This window comes from Streptomyces prunicolor (assembly GCF_045162825.1).
In the GTDB taxonomy this organism is placed as follows: Bacteria; Actinomycetota; Actinomycetes; order Streptomycetales; family Streptomycetaceae; genus Streptomyces; species Streptomyces prunicolor.
In genome coordinates this window covers 2,667,407-2,686,643 of record NZ_CP108676.1, presented here as the reverse complement: position 1 = coordinate 2,686,643, position 19,237 = coordinate 2,667,407, and the positions used below count along the sequence as shown (strand labels likewise).

Here is a 19,237-nt window from a genome sequence, read left to right as displayed (position 1 = left end):
ATTAAGCTAGCCTCCATGGTCATGGACAAGCAACCCCCCTCGGAGTCACGCCCGGGACGCAAGCGCAGCGAGGAGAGCCGGATGGCGATCCTGGTCGCGGCGTTCGAACTGGTCGGTGAGGTCGGCTACGCGGGCCTGACGATCGAAGGAATCGCCAACCGCGCCGGATGCGGCAAACAGACGATCTACCGCTGGTGGCCCTCCAAGGCCCACGTTCTCCTCGAAGCGCTCGCAGTGAAAGCCGATCTGTACATCACGAACGCCGACCACGGCTCCTATGCCGACGACATACGGGCCTTCCTGGAGGACACGTTCCGGCTCAGCCGCCAGCGGCGCGTCGTCGACATCCTGCGCGTTCTGATGGCGGAGGCCCAGATCAACGAGGAGTTCGGCGAACTCTTCCGCAGCTCCTTTCTGCAGCGGCGGCGCGACGCGCTCCAGGTCGTCCTCGATCGGGCCCGGACACGGGGTGACCTGCCGCCCCGTCCTACTGCGTCAACCGTCCTGGACATCGTGTTCGGCACCTTGTGGTACCGCTTTCTGACCACGCGCCGGCCCATGGGCGACGACCTCGTCGAGGACCTCACGGCCACCCTCACGCAGGCTGCACAACCCCCGACCGACACAGCGATCGACCTGGGAGACCAGTAATGAGCCTTCCCCGCACCATCCTCATCACCGGCGCCACCGACGGCCTCGGCCTGGCCCTGGCCGAACGCCTGGCAGCCGACGGCGCCGACCTGATCCTGCACGGCCGCAACCAGGCCAAACTCGACCGCATCGCGGACCAGTTCACGGCCCACAGCGAGTCCAGGCCCCGGACCGTGACCGCAGATCTCGCCGACCTCGACCAGGTCCGGCGTATGGCCGCTGAGCTTCGCGCATCGGTGGACCGACTCGACGTCCTGGTGAACAACGCCGGCATCGGCGGCGGCCAACCGGACGGCCGCACCCGCCGCACCAGCGCGGACGGCCACGAGCTGCGCTTCGCCGTCAACCACCTCGCCGGCTTCCTGCTCACCCTCGAACTCCTGCCGCTGCTGCGCGCGTCGGCGCCGGCCCGCATCGTCAACGTCGCCTCCATCGGCCAGCACCCGCTCGACTTCGAGAATCTGATGCTGGAGCGCGACTACGACGGCGTCCGAGCCTACGGCCAGAGCAAGCTCGCCCAGATCATGTCCGGCTTCGAGCTCGCCGCACACCTGCCCGCCGACGAGGTCACGGTCAACAGCCTGCACCCCGCGACCTATATGCCGACCAAGATCGTCCTGGCCGAGATCGGATACAGCATCGACACTCTGGAAGAAGGAGTGACCGCCACCCGCCGGCTCGTCACCGATCCGGCACGCGCCGGTACCACCGGACGCTTCTACGACCGCACCCGCGACGCACGCGCTCATTCCCAGGCATACGACAGCGTGGCCCGACAGCGCCTGTGGCAGGCGAGCCTGCAACTCACCAAAGCCGAGAGTCCCCTGTGTTGAGTGCCGCCGGAGTGATCCACTTCTCGTGATCGGCCTGTCTGGCGGCTCGTTGCCGCCGCCCGTCCCATCGTCCTGGCCGCCTCCGAGCGGCACCTACTGAAGAAGCTCGGCGTCCACGGGGCGCCACTGGCTGCACCAGGACGCGATCAAGCATTGGCCGCACCGGTCCTGGACCTGTACGCCCGTACCTTCGGCGGCGAACCGCTGGGCGAGGACGAGTACGTCAGCTCCAGCGACGAGAAGACCTCGACAAGAAGACCTCCATTCAGGCGCGCTGCCACCTGACCCTGGCGCCTCTGCCGGCCGGACTCGACCGGCACACGCCCGCCGATCGACAGGAAGAATCCTCCGTCGTGCCGGCAGCTTGATCAACCCCAGAAAGACTTCCGGAACCGACCGCTCAGCGAAGGAAATCGCGGGCGGCGGCGATGAGTTCGAGGACGACGGCCGGTCTACCCCTGTGACAGCAACACGGACCGCTTCCCGGCGCTCCCACCGCTTCCCACAGGAGAACCTCATGTCCGAGACCACCGCTTCCCTGGCCTCCGCGAACCCCCGCCCCGTCGTTGCCGAGTCCGCGACCACTCGCGGTCGCCGTGCCCGGATCGCGCTGCGCGCCCTCCAAGTGCTGATCGCCCTGTTCTACGGCGTCGCGAGCTCGCTGCCCAAGCTGATCGCGGACCCGTCGGCCGTGGACTCCTTCGACCGGATCGGCTGGGGCAGCGGGGCCATGTACACCATCGGCGCGCTCGAACTGGCCGGTGCCGTCGGGCTGTTGGTCCCGCTGCTGCAGTCGGTGGCGGCGACGGCGCTCAGCGCGCTGATGGTGGGCGCGTTCGTCGTGCAGATGACCGTGTTCCACGGTGAGAACGCGGCGACACCGCTGATCCTGATCATCCCGCTGGCCCTGATCGCCTGGGCACGGCGGGGGCAGAACAAGGAGTTGCTGCGAGTGGTACGACGACGGGCGTGATCCGTGCGGTACGGCTGATCACAGCCGAGCACAGGGTGACGGTGGCATCCGGTGGGCCGAGGGGCCCGGGCCGGAGGTCACCGTTGCCGGTCGCGGTGTGTGCTGCGGCGTGAGTCGCGGCGTGAGTCGTGGTGGGTGTCCCGGTCCCGGGAAGCGTCGGGAGTGGTGGCGGGACCGGCGTCGGCGGTGGGCTGGCCGCGCAGGCGCTCCATCTCGCGGCGGTCGCGTTTGGTGGGGCGGCCGGTGCCGCGGTCGCGGATGCCGGCCGGGGCGACGGCCTCGCGGGGCGGGGGCGGCGGGGAGTTGTCCACGTAGCACTGGACGGCGACCGGAGGGCCGACCCGTTTGCGGATGACCTGCTTCACGATGACGATGCGCTCGTGGCCCTCGTGACGGAGGCGTACCTCGTCGCCGACGTGGACGGAGTGGGCGGGCTTCACGCGCTCGCCGTTGACGCGGACGTGGCCGCCCTTGCAGGCGGCGGCGCCCATGGAGCGGGTCTTGACCAGGCGGACGGACCAGATCCAGCTGTCGACGCGGACGCTCTCACCGTTCGAGGGACCGGCGGCCCTGGCGGCGGCCACGGCGTCGCTCTGCGGCTCGGCCGCCGGGCTCTGGGGCGCGTCGGTGTTCCGGCTCGTCGTGGTCGTCGTGCCGGTTCCGTTGTCGCCGTCGGTCTCGTCCGCACCCTCGGAAGCCATGCCTCGACTTTAGTCCCCCGAGGCGGGCGGCTCCGGCGGGTTTCGGCCGACGAGCTGAGCCGGAGGACGCTCCTCGGGGTTCGATGCGGCACGCGCTTCATGGCTCCCGGTGTCGCTGTCACGTGGTCGCCCTACGGTGAGGGCATGAACCTGTCCGACCTCGACCATCGGATCACCGGCTGCCGGGCCTGCCCCCGACTGGTCGCCTGGCGCGAGGAGGTCGCCCGTACCAAACGCGCCGCCTTCGCCGACTGGACGTACTGGGGCCGCCCGGTACCCGGCTTCGGTCCCGCCGACGCCTCGCTCCTGATCATCGGCCTGGCCCCGGCCGCGCACGGCGCCAACCGCACCGGCCGCATGTTCACCGGCGACCGTTCCGGGGACGTCCTGTACGAGGCCCTCTACGACATCGGCCTCGCCTCGCAGCCGACCGCCGTGAGCGCCGACGACGGCCTTGAGCTGTACGGCGTGCGCATCACCTCGCCGGTGCGCTGCGCCCCACCCGCCAACAAGCCCACCCCCGAGGAGCGGGACACCTGCCGTTCCTGGCTCGTCGAGGAACTGACCCTGCTGCGGCCGACGTTGAGAGCCGCGGTCGTACTCGGCGCCTTCGGCTGGCAGGCGGCGCTGCCCGCGTTCGCGGCGGCGGGGTGGCAAGTCCCGCGCCCACGGCCCGCGTTCGGGCACGGGACACAGGTCTCCCTCGGCGGCCTCGACCTCTTCGGCTGCTTCCACGTCAGCCAGCGCAACACCTTCACCGGCAAACTCACCCCCGCGATGCTGCGGGACGTCCTGCGCACGGCGGCCGGGGCGGCGGGGCTGCCGACCACGCCGTAGTGAGGTTAGGGTCGGCGGATGGGCCTGTATCCGGAGATCGAACCGTACGACCACGGCATGCTCGACGTCGGTGACGGTAACCGCGTCTACTGGGAGACCTGGGGAAACCCGCGCGGCAAGCCCGCGGTCGTGCTGCACGGGGGCCCGGGGTCGGGCTGTTCTCCCCGTTCCCGGCGCTACTTCGACCCCGCCGTCTATCGGATCGTGCTGCTCGACCAGCGCGGGTGCGGACGTTCCACACCGCACGCGAGCGCGTACGACACCGACATGAGCGTGAACACGACGGCCCACCTCATCGCCGATCTGGAGCTGCTGCGGCGGGAGTTGGGGATCGATCGGTGGCTGGTGTGGGGCGCGTCGTGGGGGTCGGTGCTCGGGCTGCGGTACGCGCAGACGCATCCGGGGGTGGTGTCGGAGCTGGTGCTGACCTGTGTCGCCACCGGGTCCGATCCCGAAGTGACCTTGCTGACCAGGGGACTTGGGAAGCTGTTCCCGGAGGCGTTCGAGCAGTTCGTCGGTGAACTGCCCATGGATGAACGGGACGGGAACCTCGCCGCCGCCTACAACCGGCTCATCGAGTCGCCCGACCGGGCGGTGCGGGAGCGGGCCGCACGGGCCTGGACCGACTGGGAAACGGCGATCATCCCTGCCCCACCACGCTCCGAAAAGCGGTACGAGGACCCGGAGTTCCGGATGGGCTTCGCCCGGACCGTCACGCACTACTGGGGCGACGACCACTTCCTGGGAGAGGGAAACGAGGAGGGCGTCGTGCTGCGGGACGCGCCCCTCCTCAAAGACATCCCCGGCACTCTCGTCCAGGGCAGCCTCGACCTCGGCAACCTCCTCGGTGTCGTCTGGCGGCTCCATCACGCCTGGCCCGGCAGCGAGTTGGTGATCGTGGACGAGGCCGGGCACAACACGGGCGCGCCGGGTGTCGTGGAGGCGCTGGTGGCGGCGACCGACAAGTACGCGCGGCGCTAGTCCAGTTGGTAGCCCGTCGTCGGCCCGGTTGCTCAGCCGACTCGCGCCGTCGCCACCGGTCGTGCCGTCACGTCGTAAGTCCCGCTGCTCTTCGACGAGTTGACGCTCCACCGGTACCGCGAGAACTCGCCCGTGGTGTCGGAGGCGTAGAACATCATGTGGCCGATGCCGACGCCCTGGAGGTTCTCGCCGGTGACGTTGCCGACCATGCGGGTGTCCGGGTACTTGGGGTAGTTGGTCAGGGCGTAGACGCCGTGCGGGTCGGAGGTGCAGTCGATGATCTCGACGGCGTACTGCGTCTCGCCGGTGAAGTCGGCGGTGCCGCTGAAGACGCCCTTGACCTCGCGGACCATGACGATGTGGCCGGTGTTGTCGGGGTCGCTGCCGTTGTAGTCGACCGCGATGATGTCGCCCGGCCGGAGGTCGGCGACCTTGCGGACGCGCTGGAAGCGGGGGCCGGCGGTGCCGTTCAGGAAGGCCGCGCAGTAGTCGGCGGCCTCCGGGACCTTCTCCTGGAAGTACTGGAGGAAGTAGTCGTCCGTGGCCCAGCCGTATGTGTGCTTCAGGACGCCGGTGACGAAGGACGCGCAGCGGGCGCGGGCCACCCAGCTCGCCGGGTCGTCGGGCGTGCCCCAGGTGAGGATGGCGGGCGAGCCCGACTGGTAGACGTTGTTCTGGCGGGCCGTACGGCCGCTGACGACGGCAATCTCGTCGGCGGACAGGGCGCGGGCGTAGGCGCGTACGTCGTCGATCGCGCCCTTGAAGCGGTTGACGGGCGCGCCGTCGAAGCGGGCCCGGCCGATGGAGAGGCCCGCGGGTGCCGCCCAGGAAAGGGCCGTCGCCGCGCTGCCCGCCGGCCGGCCGTCGACGTACAGCCGGATCTCCGTGCCGTCCCAGACGCCGGTCAGCTGGGTCCAGACGCCGAGGGCGGCCGGTGAGGTGGCGACGGCGGACACCTTCGTGGTCTGGTCCTCGCTGCGGACCTTGAAGGCCCAGGTGGCGACGGTGTTGTCGTACTGGAGGAGGAAGCGGCTGGTGGTGGCGGAGTCCTGGCTCACCGCCGTGTACATGGTCGCCGGGTCGGCGTCGCTGGCCAGCCGCACCCACGCCGAGACGGTGAAGGGGAGTGTCGTGTCCAGGACGGAGTCGGTGGCGGCGTACGCCCCGGACGTCCCGTCGAGACTCAGCTCGCCGCCCGCGTGCAACGCCGACCAGGTCGCACCGGAACCGAGTGTGACGGGGTGCTCGTGGCCGGAACGGTCCGCGCCCGAGCCGTCCAGCGGCCAGTGCCCCACCAGTCCGTCCACCAGATACCCGGCCGCCAACAGCCGCTGATATCCCACCAGTTGCTCGGCCTGCGCCAGATGCGGCGTGCCGACCGGTGTGAACGGCGTGTCCAGCGCCACGTCCGCCACGGCCACCCCCGCCCCCTGTGCCACGCCCGTCATCGCCCCGACGCCGACCAGCGCCGCCCTGCTCAACAGGCCACGTCTGCTGACCATGTTCGCTCCCTCTGCCTACGGCTGCACGTCGTCCCCGAACAGATGTCGGACCGTGGAACGGTAGTTGGTCCGCACGTGGGCCAGTGCGTGCGCGCGGGCGCGGTCCGGGTCGCCGGATGCGATCGCCTCGTACAACTCGCGGTGTTCCACGAGGAGTTGGGGCCACTCCTCGTTCCGTCGGGTCATCCAGCGCAGTCGGCCGGCGACCGGCTCCAGGGCGGCGGTCAGCAGCGTGTTGCCCGCGATCGCCACGATGCTGTCGTGCAGGCGGCTGTTGATGTCCGTGATCACCTCGGCGTCCCCCGCCTCGGTCGCGGCGGCCGCACGGTCGAGGAGTCCCTCCACCTCGGCCAGCTCCTCCGGGGTCGCGCGGGACGCGGCGAGCCCGGCCGCGTAGACCTCCAGGGCCTCGCGCAGTTCGAAGAGTTCCCGCACGTCGTTCGGGGTGAGACGGCGTACGACCGTGCGCCGCGGGGTCTCGAAGTGGACGAACCCTTCGGCGACCAGCGCGCGGATCGCCTCGCGGACCGGCACCCGGGAGATGCCGAAGCGCTCGGCCAGCTCGCGTTCCACCAGCCGGTCACCGGGACGGAGGCGACCGGCGATTATGTCCTGCCGCAGGGTGGCCAGGACGCGCTCGCGCACCGCTCCGAGGGGTTCGATCTTCGCTGTCGTGGAGCTCATGGGTTTATCTTCGCCGACTCCGAGGGTCTTTTACGGAGCGTTAACAACGGAGACATCGGTCGGAACGGTTGACGGGAGGACTATGACGGCAGTTTGGTATACCAAACGACACCGGAAGCCGTCCTGCCCATCCCACTCATCCCTCCCGTCCCCTCGCCCTGGAGGCCCCGTGTCCCTCGCCGACAGTGCCGCAGTCACCGGCACGCCAGCGTTCGTCCCCGATCCCCGGCTCACCAACGAAGACCTCGCCCCCGCCGACAAGCGCAACTGGAAGGTCTTCGACCTCTTCGCCATGTGGATGTCGGACGTCCACAACCTCGGCAACTACACGTTCGCCGCAGGCCTGTTGGTCCTCGGCATGAACGTCTGGCAGGTCTTCACCTCCCTGCTCGTCGGCTTCGTGCTCATCTACGTCGGCATGAACTGGATGGGGAAGATCGGGCAGGCGCACGGCGTCCCGTTCCCGGTCGTCAGCCGGATCAGCTTCGGCGTGTGGGGCGCGAACATCCCGGCCCTCATCCGGGCCGTGATCGCCATCATGTGGTACGGCATCCAGACCTACCTCGCCTCCGTCGCCGTCAACGTGATGCTGCTGGCGGCCTGGCCGGGGCTGGAATCCTGGACTCACCACTCCTTCCTGGGACTTGACGCCCTCGGCTGGGTTTCCTTCGTGTCGCTGTGGCTGATCCAGGCGGTGATCATCAGTCAGGGCATGGAATCCGTAAGGAAGTTCCAGGACTTCTGCGGTCCCGCGATCTGGCTGGTGATGATCGCGCTGGCCATCTGGGTGCTGGCGAAGGCCGGTTGGTCGATCTCGCTCACCTCGACCCCGCACCCGGTCTCGTTCGGGGAGCAGTGGCGGCAGTGGTTCGGCGCGATCGGGCTGATCCTCGCGACGTACGGCACGCTGATGCTCAACTTCTGCGACTTCTCCCGCTTCGCGCCGGACTACAAGACCGTCCGCCGCGGCAACTTCTGGGGCCTGCCCATCAACTCCACGGCGTTCGTGGTCGTTTCGGTGATCGTGACGGCCGGCTCGCTGGAGGTCTGGGGCCAAGCCATCACGGATCCGGCCGAGTTGGTCGCCAAGGTCGGTAACACCTGGGTGATGGTGCTGGGCGCGCTGACCTTCGCCGTCGCCACCATGGGCGTCAACATCGTCGCCAACTTCGTCTCGCCGGCGTACGACCTGGCCAACGTCTGGCCGCAGAAGATCACCTTCAAGATCGGCGGCATGATCAGCACGGTCGCCGCGCTGGTCGTGACCCCGTGGAACCTCTTCTCCAACCCGACCGTCGTCAACTACTTCCTCGGCGGCCTCGGCGCCTTCCTGGGCCCGCTGTTCGGCGTGATCATGGTCGACTACTACTGGGTGAAGCGCGGCCGGGTCGACGTACAGGAACTGTTCGACGCGACCCCCGGCTCCCGCTACTACTACCGGAAGGGCGTCAACCCCAAGGCGCTGTGGGCGTTCCTGCCCTCGGCGGCGGTCGCGGCGGTGCTCGCGCTGGTGAAGACGTTCAGCGACGTGGCCCCGTATTCGTGGTTCATCGGTACGGCACTGGGCGCGGGCCTGTACGTACTGATCTGCCGCACCGACCGAGCCGCCGCCGAGCCCGCTCCCGAGCCGCTGGAGGTCTGACCGGCGTGCGCATCGTCGTCACCAACTGCAACACCACGCAGGAGATGACCGAGGAGATCGTACGAGGTGCCCGGGCCGCGGCAGGCCCGGGCACCACCGTGACCGGACTGACCCCGGCGTGGGGCCCCGAGTCGGCGGAGGGCTGGCTCGACAGCTACCTCTCGGCGACGGCCGTCATGGATCTGCTCCGGACGTACGAGGGTCCCGCGTACGACGCCGTCGTCATGGCCGGCTTCGGGGAGCACGGGCGGGAAGGCGTCCGGGAGTTGGTGGACACACCGGTCGTCGACATCACCGAGGCCGCCGCCCACCTGGCCTGCCTGCTCGGCCGACGGTACGGCGTCGTCACCACACTGGAACGCTCCTGCGGCCAGATCGAGGACAGCCTGGAGTTGGCGGGGGTGGGCCGGAACTGCGCGGCGGTGGTCGGCACCGGCCTGAGCGTCCTCGACCTCGGCGGCGACGAGGCCCGCACGGAGGCGGCGTTCCTCGCGGCGGCGGAACGGGTGTGCGCGGCGGGGGCCGAGGTGTTGGTGCTGGGGTGTGCCGGGATGACGGGGTTGCAGCGGGTGGTGGGGGAGAAGCTGGGGTTGCCGGTGGTGGACGGGGTGGGGGCGGCGGTGAAGTTGGCGGAGTCGCTGGTGGGGTTGGGGCTGACGACGAGCAGGGCGGGGAGTTATGCGAGGCCGGTGGTGAAGAGGCGGGGGTGGGGGCGCTGAGGAGGGGGGCTGCTGGGTTGAGTTCGGAGTGCGGGTGCGTGGGGGTTGCTCGCGCAGTTCCCCGCGCCCCTTAAGGGCGCCTCTGCTGGTCCGACATTCAGGGGGGGCGAGGTAGTGGCTTTTAGGGGCGTGGGGCTGTATCGATATGCGGCTCCGCCGCGTGGGCGCGACCAGTCACGATGGCGCCGCACCCGCCAAACGACAGACCTGGCACCCCCCTGTCGCGGCGTATCCCCCCGTCGGGGTGATCTTGCCGCGACCTGCCAGCCCACACGCCAGGCCAAGCGCGAGCGCCCCGCACACTCCCGGAAGGACGAGTCACCACCGGCGAGAAGGAGCCCCCCTTGCCCACCCCGGTACCGAGAGCCCTCCTCACCACCCTCCTCGCAGGACTCTGCTGCGCCGGCGCCACCCGCGACGTACCGGAACCCTTCTGGACCGCCCCCGACTCCCGAGCCGCACAGCAGGCAGCCACCTGGCGAGCGGCCGACCGAACAGCCGACGCCGCGCTGATGGACCGCATCGCCGCCAGACCCGAGGCCGAGTGGCTCAACGGCCCCAACCCCGGCCCACTCGTCCGCGCCCGCACCGCCGCCGCCACCCGGGCCGGCCGCACCGCCGTACTCGTGGCGTACTACATCCCGAACCGCGACTGCGGCCAGTACTCCCTCGGCGGTGCCCCCACCGCGGCCGCCTACCGCGCCTGGATCGACGAGTTCGCGACCGCGCTCGGCGACCGGGGCGCCTACGTGATCGTCGAACCCGACGCGGTCGCCCAGGTGGTCGCCGGCTGCACCCGGGTCGCGGCGAACGACCGCTACGCCCTGCTCGCCCACGCCGTCGACCGCCTCAAACGCCAACCGCACACCCACGTCTACCTCGACGCGGGCAACTCCGGCTGGATCCCCGAGGCCTGGCGACTGGTCACCGCGCTCAAGGCGTCCGGGGTCGCCCACGCCGACGGCGTCGCCCTGAACGTCTCCAACTACCAAACAAACCAGGCGAGTTCGACGTACGGCGATCAGCTCTCCAAAGACCTCGCCGGCAAGCACTACGTCATCGACACCAGCCGCAACGGCAACGGCCCCTACACCGGCACCGACGCGTGGTGCAATCCACCCGGCCGCGCCCTCGGCACCCCGCCGACGACCCGCACGGACAACCCCCTCCTCGACGCCTACCTGTGGATCAAACGCCCCGGCGAGTCCGACGGCACCTGCCGGGGCGGCCCGGCGGCGGGCCAGTGGTGGCCGTCGTACGCCTTGGAACTGGCTCGCAACGCCGGTCCCTGACACACGACTTGGAGCCCATCGCCGACAACCCGTGCCTTACGACTCGGGCTCCCACACGTACCGCACGTCCGGCTCCCGCTCCTCGTTGCCGCTGCCGTCCGTGAACTCGACGGCGCCGAAGCCGTGCCGCTCGTAGAACCGGTGGGCGGGCTTGTTCACCTGGAAGGTCCACAACTGCAGGCCCCCTGGACTTCGTTCCTTCGCGAGCGCGACGAAGCGGTCCCCGAGGCCGCGCCCGCGCCAGTCCGGTTCGAGGTACAGCTGGGACAACTCGTCGCCGTTGACCACCATCAGCCCCACGATCCCGCCGCCGTCCCCCGCGTCGGCCACCCAGATCTCCCGCAACGGCACGACGACGTCCCGGAAGTAGTCCCGCACGTCGTCGGCGGACCGCGGACTGACGACGGTCGGCAGCGCGGCGGCGAACGAACGCAGCCATACGTCCGCCGCGGGGCGCGCATCGGGGCCGGCCGCCCGACGGATCGTGACGACGACCTCAGAGCCGGGATTCACGACCGCGCCACCTCCCCCTCTCGCTCTCCCTCTTCCTCATCCGGTACGACGGCCGTCGCCGTGATCTCCACGAGCTGCCCGGTGTACCCGAGGCAGGCCACGCCGACGAGCGTGGACGAATGCGGCCCGGCGCTGAGACCGGAGGCCTCGACCACCTCCCACACGGCGGACAACACCGAGGGTTCGCTGCTGACTACATACACGTCCGTCGCCACGACCTGCCCCAAGTCGCTGCCGACCGCCCGCAGTTGCTCACCCAGATTCACCAGCACCTGCTCGGCCTGCCGCACCGCGTCCCCCTCGCCGACCAACCTGCCGTCGCCGTCGAGCGGAACGGCTCCGGCGAGGAAGGCGAGCTTCGTACCGGCTTCGACGACGGTGACGTGGGAGTACGTGGGTGGCGGAAAGAGGGTGGGGACGGTGACGCGTTCGAGCACGGGGTCTCCCGGGGATGGGTCGTCGGCGTGGGCGCGGCGGGCGGCGCATTACCGGCATCACCCGATCACGTCGACGACGGCGCCCGCACTCCAATTTCTCACCCGCTCGCCGACGTCTCCAGCCATGTCATTCGGGAGGTGGACCGAACTCCCCTTCAGACAGCTGGCGTTCGCACTCCTGCACAAGGAGCGGGTACGCCTCGTTGATGGCCGCGTAGACCCGCCGCCGGAGCAACTCCTCGGCCGCGATCCGTGCCAGCACCTCCCGCCGCCTGCGCCGAGCCGCGATCCGCGCCGCGGCGGACCGCCGTGCGGTAGCCGCCGACACGGCCCGGAACTCTTCGCTCCGCTCGGCGGCCTCGACCCGTTCGACGCAGTACAGCCGGATCCGCGGAGCCGCCCGGACATGCGGATTGACCCGGAACCGATCGGGTTCACCGAGCAGTTGACGCACCATCCCGGCCGTCCATCCCCGCGCACGCAACCCGGCCACGGAGAGATGCGTACGGGCGGCGGTGTCCGAGCCGCCGTCGCCCTCCGATCCCTGTGCCTGCCCTTGCTCCCGCCCCTGCCCCTGCCCACTCTCGTTCGTCCCGTGCGCTGCCATCGACCGCTCCCCGTGGTGACTCTCAGTGACCACTCCAGTGAAGCGCGTGCCACTGACAATCGGCCCGACGGCCGCACGCGGCCGGCCTCACGCGGCGAGAGCGACCTCAGACTTCGGAAGCGTCCGGAGCAGGGTTCGGAGCGTCAGGACCTGTTTGAACCGCCGGGGGGGGGTGCCCCGATTCGCCCTTGTCGGCGCGTCCTCGGGCGTGCGCGGTGCGGGCAGGTCGATGAGGTCGCCGACCCCGGCCACCTCCTGCAATGTCCGCGCCAGCAACCTCAGCGCACGTCGCACCTCCGCGATCGCACCCCGCAGCGCGTCCGCGTGTTCCCACTCCCGCTCCCACGCCACCGGATCGTGCCCTTCGGGCCGCTGGGACTCGTAGGCGGCGAGGCGGGGATGCCAGGACGCGAGCAGCGGGCGCAGGACGCGGTTGAGGACGGTGACCGCGAGGACGGCGAAGCTGATGTGACCAGGGGGCACGGGCGGGGCGATGTCGGGCCCGTGGCGACGGAGGATGTCGCGGGTGGTGTCGAAGAACGTGTAGAAGGACGACAGGGCCTCGCGCAGGAAGCCCTCGTCGTCGCCGAGTTCCTCCACCGACACGCGGGTGACAAGCTGCAGGTACAGCTCCCAGGCCGCGCTGCGCTCCGCGTCGGCCGGTTCCCAGGTTCCCGAGATCTCGCCGACGAACGGGATCGTCAGCCTGGCCGTGATCTGCGAGGGACCGCCCGGACGCCGCCGCCTGCGCTGTCTGTGTCTCATGATCGCCCTCCCCGGTACCCACAGTAGGGTAAGCCGTCGTGTGGGATGTCTTCCTCAGCTACAGCCGCGGCGACGTGGAGCGGGTGCGACCGCTCGCGCGGGTGCTGCGCGACGGCGGGCTGGCGGTGTTCACCGACGAGACCGGGGTCGCCTCCTTCGCCGGCATCAGCGACACCATCCGACGCGAACTGGCCCGCTCCAAGGCGCTGCTCGCCTACTACTCCACCGGCTACCCCGAACGCGAGGCCTGCCAATGGGAGTTGACGACGGCCTACCTCGCGGGCCTGGGGGAGGGCGATCCGCGCGGTCGCGTCATGGTCGTCAATCCCGAGGCGACCACCGACCACATCCACCCCGTCGAACTCCGTGACGCCCGGCACGCCCCGGCCGACGACCCGGCCGCCCTGGTGGCCGACGTACGCGAGCACGTCGCCCGTCTCGACGGCCCCATGGCCACCCAGGAACGTGCCGTACGACGATGGCTGTTCGGGTCGCCGGAACCGTGCCCCGACTTCCTGGGCCGCCTCTCCGAGCTCTGGCAGGTGCACTCCGCCCTGCACGCCCATGCCGCGCCCCTCGTCACCGGCCGGGACGCCCCGCGTGCCGTACAGATCCGCGGCATGGCCGGCATCGGCAAGTCCGCGCTCGCCCAGGAGTACGCCCTCCGCTTCGAGGCGGCCTACTCCGGCGGTGTCTTCTGGGTGAGCGGGCAGGCGTACGACGACTCCGTGCGCGCGCTCTCCGGTGGGGACAGCCTGTTCCGCCGCTTCGACGACATCGGCGAACCGTTCCTGTGGGTCGTCGACGCCGTCCCCGCCGACCGGCTCACCGCCCGTGACATCGCCGCGATGGCGGCACCCCACCCGCTCGGCCGCACCGTCTTCACCCTGCGCAGCCGTGCCTACGACGGGATCGGCACCCCCGTGGACCTCGGACCGCTCGACGACCGGCACGCGCGTGTGCTCGTCGGCGGTGACGCGGCACTGGCCGAGGCGATGGAGGGGCATCCCCGCGCCCTCGGACTCCTGGGGCGCGGAATCCGGGCCGGGCATCGGCCGCGCGAACTGTACGACCGGCTGCACGCGCGCGAGGGTTCCCTCCTCGACGCGCTCGCCGAGACGGACATGACCGGCGACCTCGTACGGGACGTGGACACGGCGGAGGCCGCCGACGTCCTGCGCTGCGCCGCCGTACTGCACCCGCTGCCGCTGACCGCGCAGGACGCGGAACGCGTGCTCGCCGCCGCCGACCGGGTGCCCAGGGCCGTCGCCGCCCGGCGGGCCGCGAACGGTGTCGCCGAACTGCGCGTACGCAGCCTGCTGGCACCGGTGGCCGACGGCGGCTGGCGGCTCCACCCGGTCACCCTGCACGCCTGGCACCACCACGACCCGGCCCCCGCCCGCACCGAGTCCCTGCGGCACGCCGCCCTGCGCACCCTGTGCGGCCGCCGCGACCCGGTTACGCTGACCTTCCCCGGCAGCCGGAGGGAGGCACCCATGGCAGCACCCAGCGAGTCGGAGCGGATGGCCGCCTTCGACATCCAGGTCGAGCTGGTCACCCGGATCGGGGTCCAGGAACTGGCACCGGGCACCGGCAGTCTGCGCGAGGCGCTGGCGTCCCTGAAGTCACTGATCGACTTCACGCGCGGGACGCTGCACACGTACAGCATCGGCCTCGAACGCGGTTCCGGCGCACCGACCGTACAGAGCCTCGCCTACGCCCTCATCAACGACACCATCCGCCCCTTCACCAGCGCCTGGCACCCCCGCCTGGCCGCCTACGAGGCCCGCTGCCCGACGGACACCGCCCCCCTGGACCACGAGTCCGCCTGGCCGCAGGCCGATACGATGCGAACCGAACTGACCGCCCTGCGCGAGCCGTTGCTGCGGATCGCGGAAGGGCTAGGAGGCATCTCGGGGGCGGACTTCGGAGTGGCGGCGACGGGCTGAGCGGCGGCACGCCTCGACATGTGCCACCGGGCTCGCGGGCCGTGCGACAACGCGTGGCACCGGCCGCGCCCCCTGCGTACGCTCCGGGCGATTCCCGTCCCCGCCCCACCCGTTGGAGCCGCAGCCGTGCCCACCCCCGACGACGCGAAGTTCCTCGACACCACCGCCGACCGTCTCGCCATCCTCCCCACGGTCCGAGCCGTAGCCCTCGGCGGCTCCCGCGCCCAGGGCACCCACCGACCCGACAGCGACTGGGACTTGGCGGTCTACTACCGCGGCCCCTTCGACCCCGCCGACCTCCGTGCCCTCGGCTGGGAGGGCGAGGTGTCCGAGGTCGGCGGTTGGGGCGGCGGGGTCTTCAACGGGGGCGCCTGGCTGACGGTCGACGGGCGGCGCGTGGACGTCCACTACCGCGATCTCGACGTGGTGGAGCACGAGTTGGCGGACGCCGACGAAGGGCGTTTCCGGGTGGAACCGCTGCTGTTCCACCTCGCCGGGATTCCCAGCTACCTGGTCGTCGCCGAACTGGCGATCAACCGCGTGCTGCGCGGTGAACTCCCGCAGCCCGCCGGGTATCCGGAGAAACTCCGGCGGACCGCCCACGAGCGCTGGTACTCAACTGCCCTTGCCACGCTCGCCTATGCGAGGGACAACCACGCGCCGGACGGCCGCCGCACCGAGGTCGCCGGAGCCATCGCCACCGCCGCCGCGCAGACCGGCCACGCGGTGCTAGCCGCTCGCGGGGAGTGGGTGACCAACGAGAAGCGACTGCTGGACCGGGCGGGGCTGCGCGAAGTGGACCGCATCGTCGCGTCCTTGGGCGCGGGATCCGGCTCGGACGCGTCGGCGGAGGCGGTCGACGCCACGGAGTCCCTTTTCCGTACGGCGTGTTCGGGGCAGTCGACGGACCGATAACCCTTGGGGAAACGGCAGTTGTCGCTGGTACGGTCGCTCCCGTGGCGAAACTCAATCAGATCATCGCAGTGGAGAAGGGCGTCAAGTCCAAGGCCCACCAGGACCTGACGGCGGCTCATCACGGGCTGCAGAAGCCCGCGTTGCTGGCCGGTATCTCGCGGACGTACCAGCCCAAGGACGAGGAGGGCGAGCAGCTGCCGCCCGAGTCCACGCGGGTGCAGGTGCAGGCCGAGGACGTGTTGCGGGAGACCGCGGCCACCCTGTCACGGCTGTTCGACGTGACCGCCACGAAGGACTGGGCCAACTGCGCCGCGCGGGCGGACGTGACCGTGGACGGACGGGTGCTCGTCGCCGACGTTCCCGTGTCCTATCTGCTCTTCCTGGAGAAGCAGTTGGTCGATCTCACCACGTTCGTACGGAAGTTGCCGCTGCTCGACGCGTCCGAGTCCTGGCTCCAGGACCCGTCGACCGACGCGTGGAAGACGGAGCCCGTGCGCACGCTGCGGACCAAGAAGGTGCCGCGCAACCACGTGAAGGCGGAGGCGACCGACAAGCATCCCGCCCAGGTCGAGGTGTACTACGAGGACATTCCCGTCGGGTACTGGACGACCGTGAAGTTCTCGGGAGCCCTTCCCGCCCGCCGCGTCAACGAACTCCTCGACCGCGTCGAGAAGTTGCAGCAGGCCGTGAAATTCGCCCGCGAAGAGGCGAACGGCTCCGACGTCGTCGACCAGCGGGTCGGTGACGCCGTGTTCGGCTACCTCTTCGGGTAGCCTTCCAGACTCCCCGGTCCTTTGTGACCGGGGTGCGCGAGGAGCGCAAAGCTGAAACTGAAGCTTGTCATGACGGCACGGTCGGGACACTGAATCCCGCCCGTGATCAATCTCAGACTCTCGCTCCAGACTCAGCATTCGCCGCCGATCGCCGGATCGACCGGGCCCAGGCCCCGCACGTCGAAATGCCGGTTCAAGTCCGGCCCGCGCAGCTCGATGCGCGGTGGTCCAAAGGCAGGACGCGGCGACATCATGACTGACCTGGGTCCTCAAGCGTGCCGGCGTGCCGCATGGGCGGCATCACAGGGTCCGGGGGCAGGCTACGCCCCCGGATCCGCTCCCCACCCGCTCCCTTTCGGGCCCACTTCCGCCCCCGCCGCCGCTGCCCTCCGGTCTCTTCCCGGCTTCCTCCCGGTCTCTTCCCGGCGTTGCGTTCATAAAGAAAGCGGCTTTACGGCCAACCTTCACACCCCCGAAATGCGCACGGCCCGTTCCGCACGCGTACCCGAACTACCGTGGACACCACAGCCTCAGCCCCGGCCACCGTCGCCCGAAGGCACACCCCGCCCTCGTCAAGACAGGAGCCCTGTGTCCCGTCGTACCGACGCGTTCTCGCTTCCGCCCTGGCTCGCCCACACGCTCCGTGCCCAGCGCGGGCCGGTTCCCTGGAGCGCGGTCACGCGAGGGGCGCTGGCCGCCGGACCGCTGCTGATGGTCGCCGTGCTCGTCGGGCATACGTCCCTCGGAGTGCTGGCCGCGCTCGGGGCGATGCTCGCCGGGATCAACGACCGGCCCGGCAGCCGGCGGGCCTCGGTCAAGCGGCTCGGCGGACCCGCGCTCGCGGGAGCCGCGGGGCTGCTGATCGGGACGTACACCGGGGCACATGTCGGGGCTGTCGTGCTGACGCTTCTCTTCACCGGGATCGGGCTGGTCGCCGGCGGTTTCATCGCCATCGGGCCGGTCGCGTCCGGCGCCGGTACCCAACTGCTCGTCGCCTCCGCCATCGGCGCCGGGATGCCCCTGCCCGAACCGGGATGGCAACGCGCCCTCGCGTTCCTCGCCGGGGCCGCCTGGCTGGTCCTGCTGCGGCTGGCGCTGCCCACGCCCGGCGCGATCGCCGGTGACTACCGGTTCGACGGCGAGCGGGACGCCGTAGCCGCCGTGTACGACGCGATCGCCGCGCTGCTCGACGCCAGTGGTGGGGCGGAGGCGACGGGGCGGCGCGCCGCGCTGACCGCCGCGCTCGATCACGCGCAGGACGCCCTCGCCGGGCCCCGGCTGCGGCGGTACGCGAGTTCCGCGGCCGAGCGGCGGCTGCACGGGCAGTACGCCGCCGCGCTGCCGCTCGCCGAGGCCGCGACCGCGATCGCCTGGGCCGGGGAGCCGGTGTCCGCCCGGGCGGGCGAAGGGCCCCGCAGGCTCGCCGCCGCCGTGCGTGACAACGCGGCCACCGGGCCGCTGCCCGCGCCCAACCGTTCCGCACCCGCGCTGCGCGCCCTCGACGACGCGCTGCTGCACGCCGCCGACGCCTTCGACCAGGCGGAGGGGAGCGATCTGCACGCACGCAGGGGTACGGCAACGGGCCTGATCCGTAAGGCATTTGGGGCCGGGGGACGGGAGTACGGGATCCGGGTCGCGCTCTGTTTCGGGACCAGCGTCGCCGTCGCGCAGGCGCTGCACCAGGCCCGCTGGTACGGGCAGCACGAGCACTGGTACTGGCTGCCCGCCACCGCCGTCTTCCTCGTCAAGCCCGACCTCGGACCGCTCGCCTCGCGGGCGCTGAGCCGGGCGGCGGGGACCGTGCTGGGGGCGCTGGTCTTTGCCGGGTTCGCGGCCGTGTTGCCCCGGCCCGAAGGGCTCATCGCGCTCGTGGCCCTCAGCGGCGCGCTCATTCCCGTCGCCACCCGGCACTTCGCCGCGCAGACCGCCGTCGTCACCGTCCTCGTGCTCTCCCTCGTGATGGTCGGCGGGGAACCGCAGGCCTCCGCGGGCCGGATCGGCGAGACGCTGCTGGCCTGCGCGATCGTGCTGATCGTCGGACATCTGCCGATGCCGGGGGAGCGCGGCGGAGGCGTACGCGCCCGGCTCGCGGCCGCGGGCGCCGCCGCGCACGCCTACCTCGTGCACGTACTGAGCGAGTCCGACGACCGCGCCGAGCGCTGGACCCTGCGCCGCGAGGCCTACCGCACGCTCGCCGAGGCCCGCGGCGCGATCGCCGTCTCGGCCGCCGAACTCCCCGCCCTCGCCCGGCACACGGAGGGCACGGACGAGGTCGCGGCCGTCCTCGAACGGCTCGTGGACACGACCACCGCCTGCGCCGTCCATCTCGACGACACGGGACGGCTCACCTCCCGCCACATCGAGCAACTCACCGAACTGCTGGAGGAGTTCGAGCGCGGGCGGGGACGGGTCGGGCTGCGCGCGATCGAACTGACCATCGCCGTCTAGCCAGTTCGGCTACAT

The 19,237-nt window shown here is 70.9% G+C and carries 20 protein-coding genes; 13 read left to right on the top strand and 7 right to left on the bottom strand.

Going from position 1 to position 19,237, the window contains the following annotated elements:
- Positions 1-21 precede the first annotated feature (21 nt).
- From OG588_RS12115 to OG588_RS12100, 4 genes are all read left to right on the top strand, one after another.
- Positions 22-651, top strand: coding sequence for a TetR/AcrR family transcriptional regulator (locus OG588_RS12115; protein ID WP_405947286.1), 630 nt, complete (start codon positions 22-24; stop codon positions 649-651).
- On the top strand, positions 651-1,484 hold the full coding sequence (locus OG588_RS12110; protein WP_405947285.1) for an SDR family NAD(P)-dependent oxidoreductase: 834 nt from the start codon (positions 651-653) through the stop codon (positions 1,482-1,484). The genes OG588_RS12115 and OG588_RS12110 overlap by 1 nt, the downstream gene beginning before the upstream one ends.
- A gap of 153 nt (positions 1,485-1,637) precedes the next feature.
- A complete protein-coding gene (locus OG588_RS12105; RefSeq protein ID WP_405947284.1) occupies positions 1,638-1,769 on the top strand; it encodes a hypothetical protein in 132 nt (43 codons plus the stop codon).
- A gap of 232 nt (positions 1,770-2,001) precedes the next feature.
- Entirely contained in the window at positions 2,002-2,457 is a 456-nt protein-coding gene (locus tag OG588_RS12100) for a DoxX family protein (protein ID WP_405947283.1), read from the top strand.
- Between the two features lie 77 nt (positions 2,458-2,534).
- On the opposite strand, the gene OG588_RS12095 is transcribed toward OG588_RS12100, so the two are convergent.
- The gene (locus tag OG588_RS12095) at positions 2,535-3,158 is read right to left on the bottom strand and encodes an RNA-binding S4 domain-containing protein (protein WP_405947282.1); all 624 of its coding nucleotides are present in this window, start codon (positions 3,156-3,158) and stop codon (positions 2,535-2,537) included.
- A 144-nt stretch (positions 3,159-3,302) separates the two neighbouring features.
- On the opposite strand from OG588_RS12095, the gene OG588_RS12090 reads away from it, so the two are divergent.
- On the top strand, positions 3,303-3,995 hold the full coding sequence (locus tag OG588_RS12090; RefSeq protein WP_405947281.1) for a uracil-DNA glycosylase: 693 nt from the start codon (positions 3,303-3,305) through the stop codon (positions 3,993-3,995).
- 18 nt (positions 3,996-4,013) lie between these two features.
- Positions 4,014-4,976, top strand: coding sequence for a prolyl aminopeptidase (gene pip, locus OG588_RS12085; RefSeq protein WP_405947280.1), 963 nt, complete (start codon positions 4,014-4,016; stop codon positions 4,974-4,976).
- A gap of 32 nt (positions 4,977-5,008) precedes the next feature.
- Here pip and OG588_RS12080 read toward each other — a convergent pair whose 3' ends face one another.
- Positions 5,009-6,478, bottom strand: a complete 1,470-nt coding sequence (locus OG588_RS12080; RefSeq protein WP_405947279.1) for a LamG domain-containing protein — start codon at positions 6,476-6,478, stop codon at positions 5,009-5,011.
- A 15-nt stretch (positions 6,479-6,493) separates the two neighbouring features.
- On the bottom strand, positions 6,494-7,162 hold the full coding sequence (locus OG588_RS12075; RefSeq protein ID WP_405947278.1) for a GntR family transcriptional regulator: 669 nt from the start codon (positions 7,160-7,162) through the stop codon (positions 6,494-6,496).
- A 169-nt stretch (positions 7,163-7,331) separates the two neighbouring features.
- Here OG588_RS12075 and OG588_RS12070 point away from each other — a divergent pair, with 169 nt between their 5' ends.
- From OG588_RS12070 to OG588_RS12060, 3 genes are all read left to right on the top strand, one after another.
- Positions 7,332-8,804, top strand: a complete 1,473-nt coding sequence (locus OG588_RS12070; protein ID WP_405947277.1) for an NCS1 family nucleobase:cation symporter-1 — start codon at positions 7,332-7,334, stop codon at positions 8,802-8,804.
- A 5-nt stretch (positions 8,805-8,809) separates the two neighbouring features.
- Entirely contained in the window at positions 8,810-9,523 is a 714-nt protein-coding gene (locus OG588_RS12065) for an aspartate/glutamate racemase family protein (protein WP_405947276.1), read from the top strand.
- Between the two features lie 344 nt (positions 9,524-9,867).
- The gene (locus OG588_RS12060) at positions 9,868-10,815 is read left to right on the top strand and encodes a glycoside hydrolase family 6 protein (protein ID WP_405947275.1); all 948 of its coding nucleotides are present in this window, start codon (positions 9,868-9,870) and stop codon (positions 10,813-10,815) included.
- 36 nt (positions 10,816-10,851) lie between these two features.
- On the opposite strand, the gene OG588_RS12055 is transcribed toward OG588_RS12060, so the two are convergent.
- The 4 genes from OG588_RS12055 to OG588_RS12040 all read right to left on the bottom strand — a co-directional run bounded on the left by OG588_RS12055 (position 10,852) and on the right by OG588_RS12040 (position 13,137).
- Positions 10,852-11,328: a GNAT family N-acetyltransferase gene (locus tag OG588_RS12055; RefSeq protein WP_405947274.1), complete on the bottom strand. Its 477-nt coding sequence runs from the start codon at positions 11,326-11,328 to the stop codon at positions 10,852-10,854.
- A complete protein-coding gene (locus tag OG588_RS12050) occupies positions 11,325-11,765 on the bottom strand; it encodes a RidA family protein (RefSeq protein ID WP_405947273.1) in 441 nt (146 codons plus the stop codon). Before OG588_RS12050 ends, OG588_RS12055 begins: the two co-directional genes overlap by 4 nt.
- Positions 11,766-11,892: 127 nt before the next feature.
- Positions 11,893-12,372, bottom strand: a complete 480-nt coding sequence (locus OG588_RS12045; protein WP_405947272.1) for a hypothetical protein — start codon at positions 12,370-12,372, stop codon at positions 11,893-11,895.
- An 87-nt stretch (positions 12,373-12,459) separates the two neighbouring features.
- Complete coding sequence (locus OG588_RS12040) at positions 12,460-13,137, bottom strand: hypothetical protein (RefSeq protein ID WP_405947271.1); 678 nt, start codon at positions 13,135-13,137, stop codon at positions 12,460-12,462.
- A gap of 38 nt (positions 13,138-13,175) precedes the next feature.
- Here OG588_RS12040 and OG588_RS12035 point away from each other — a divergent pair, with 38 nt between their 5' ends.
- The 4 genes from OG588_RS12035 to OG588_RS12020 all read left to right on the top strand — a co-directional run bounded on the left by OG588_RS12035 (position 13,176) and on the right by OG588_RS12020 (position 19,222).
- A complete protein-coding gene (locus tag OG588_RS12035; RefSeq protein ID WP_405947270.1) occupies positions 13,176-15,086 on the top strand; it encodes a TIR domain-containing protein in 1,911 nt (636 codons plus the stop codon).
- 126 nt (positions 15,087-15,212) lie between these two features.
- Complete coding sequence (locus tag OG588_RS12030; RefSeq protein ID WP_405947269.1) at positions 15,213-16,001, top strand: nucleotidyltransferase domain-containing protein; 789 nt, start codon at positions 15,213-15,215, stop codon at positions 15,999-16,001.
- A gap of 41 nt (positions 16,002-16,042) precedes the next feature.
- Positions 16,043-16,774: a hypothetical protein gene (locus OG588_RS12025; RefSeq protein ID WP_019060447.1), complete on the top strand. Its 732-nt coding sequence runs from the start codon at positions 16,043-16,045 to the stop codon at positions 16,772-16,774.
- 588 nt (positions 16,775-17,362) lie between these two features.
- Entirely contained in the window at positions 17,363-19,222 is a 1,860-nt protein-coding gene (locus tag OG588_RS12020; RefSeq protein WP_405947268.1) for an FUSC family protein, read from the top strand.
- Positions 19,223-19,237: the final 15 nt, after the last annotated feature.

What these genes read in the sequence shown, in the direction of transcription:
- OG588_RS12040 (WP_405947271.1), bottom strand. Translation starts at nt 13,137, where the DNA reads ATGAGACACAGACAGCGCAGGCGGCGGCGTCCGGGCGGTCCCTCGCAG.
- OG588_RS12110 (WP_405947285.1), top strand. Translation starts at nt 651, where the DNA reads ATGAGCCTTCCCCGCACCATCCTCATCACCGGCGCCACCGACGGCCTC.
- OG588_RS12095 (WP_405947282.1), bottom strand. Translation starts at nt 3,158, where the DNA reads ATGGCTTCCGAGGGTGCGGACGAGACCGACGGCGACAACGGAACCGGC.
- OG588_RS12115 (WP_405947286.1), top strand. Translation starts at nt 22, where the DNA reads ATGGACAAGCAACCCCCCTCGGAGTCACGCCCGGGACGCAAGCGCAGC.
- OG588_RS12075 (WP_405947278.1), bottom strand. Translation starts at nt 7,162, where the DNA reads ATGAGCTCCACGACAGCGAAGATCGAACCCCTCGGAGCGGTGCGCGAG.
- pip (WP_405947280.1), top strand. Translation starts at nt 4,014, where the DNA reads ATGGGCCTGTATCCGGAGATCGAACCGTACGACCACGGCATGCTCGAC.
- OG588_RS12090 (WP_405947281.1), top strand. Translation starts at nt 3,303, where the DNA reads ATGAACCTGTCCGACCTCGACCATCGGATCACCGGCTGCCGGGCCTGC.
- OG588_RS12045 (WP_405947272.1), bottom strand. Translation starts at nt 12,372, where the DNA reads ATGGCAGCGCACGGGACGAACGAGAGTGGGCAGGGGCAGGGGCGGGAG.
- OG588_RS12100 (WP_405947283.1), top strand. Translation starts at nt 2,002, where the DNA reads ATGTCCGAGACCACCGCTTCCCTGGCCTCCGCGAACCCCCGCCCCGTC.
- OG588_RS12080 (WP_405947279.1), bottom strand. Translation starts at nt 6,478, where the DNA reads ATGGTCAGCAGACGTGGCCTGTTGAGCAGGGCGGCGCTGGTCGGCGTC.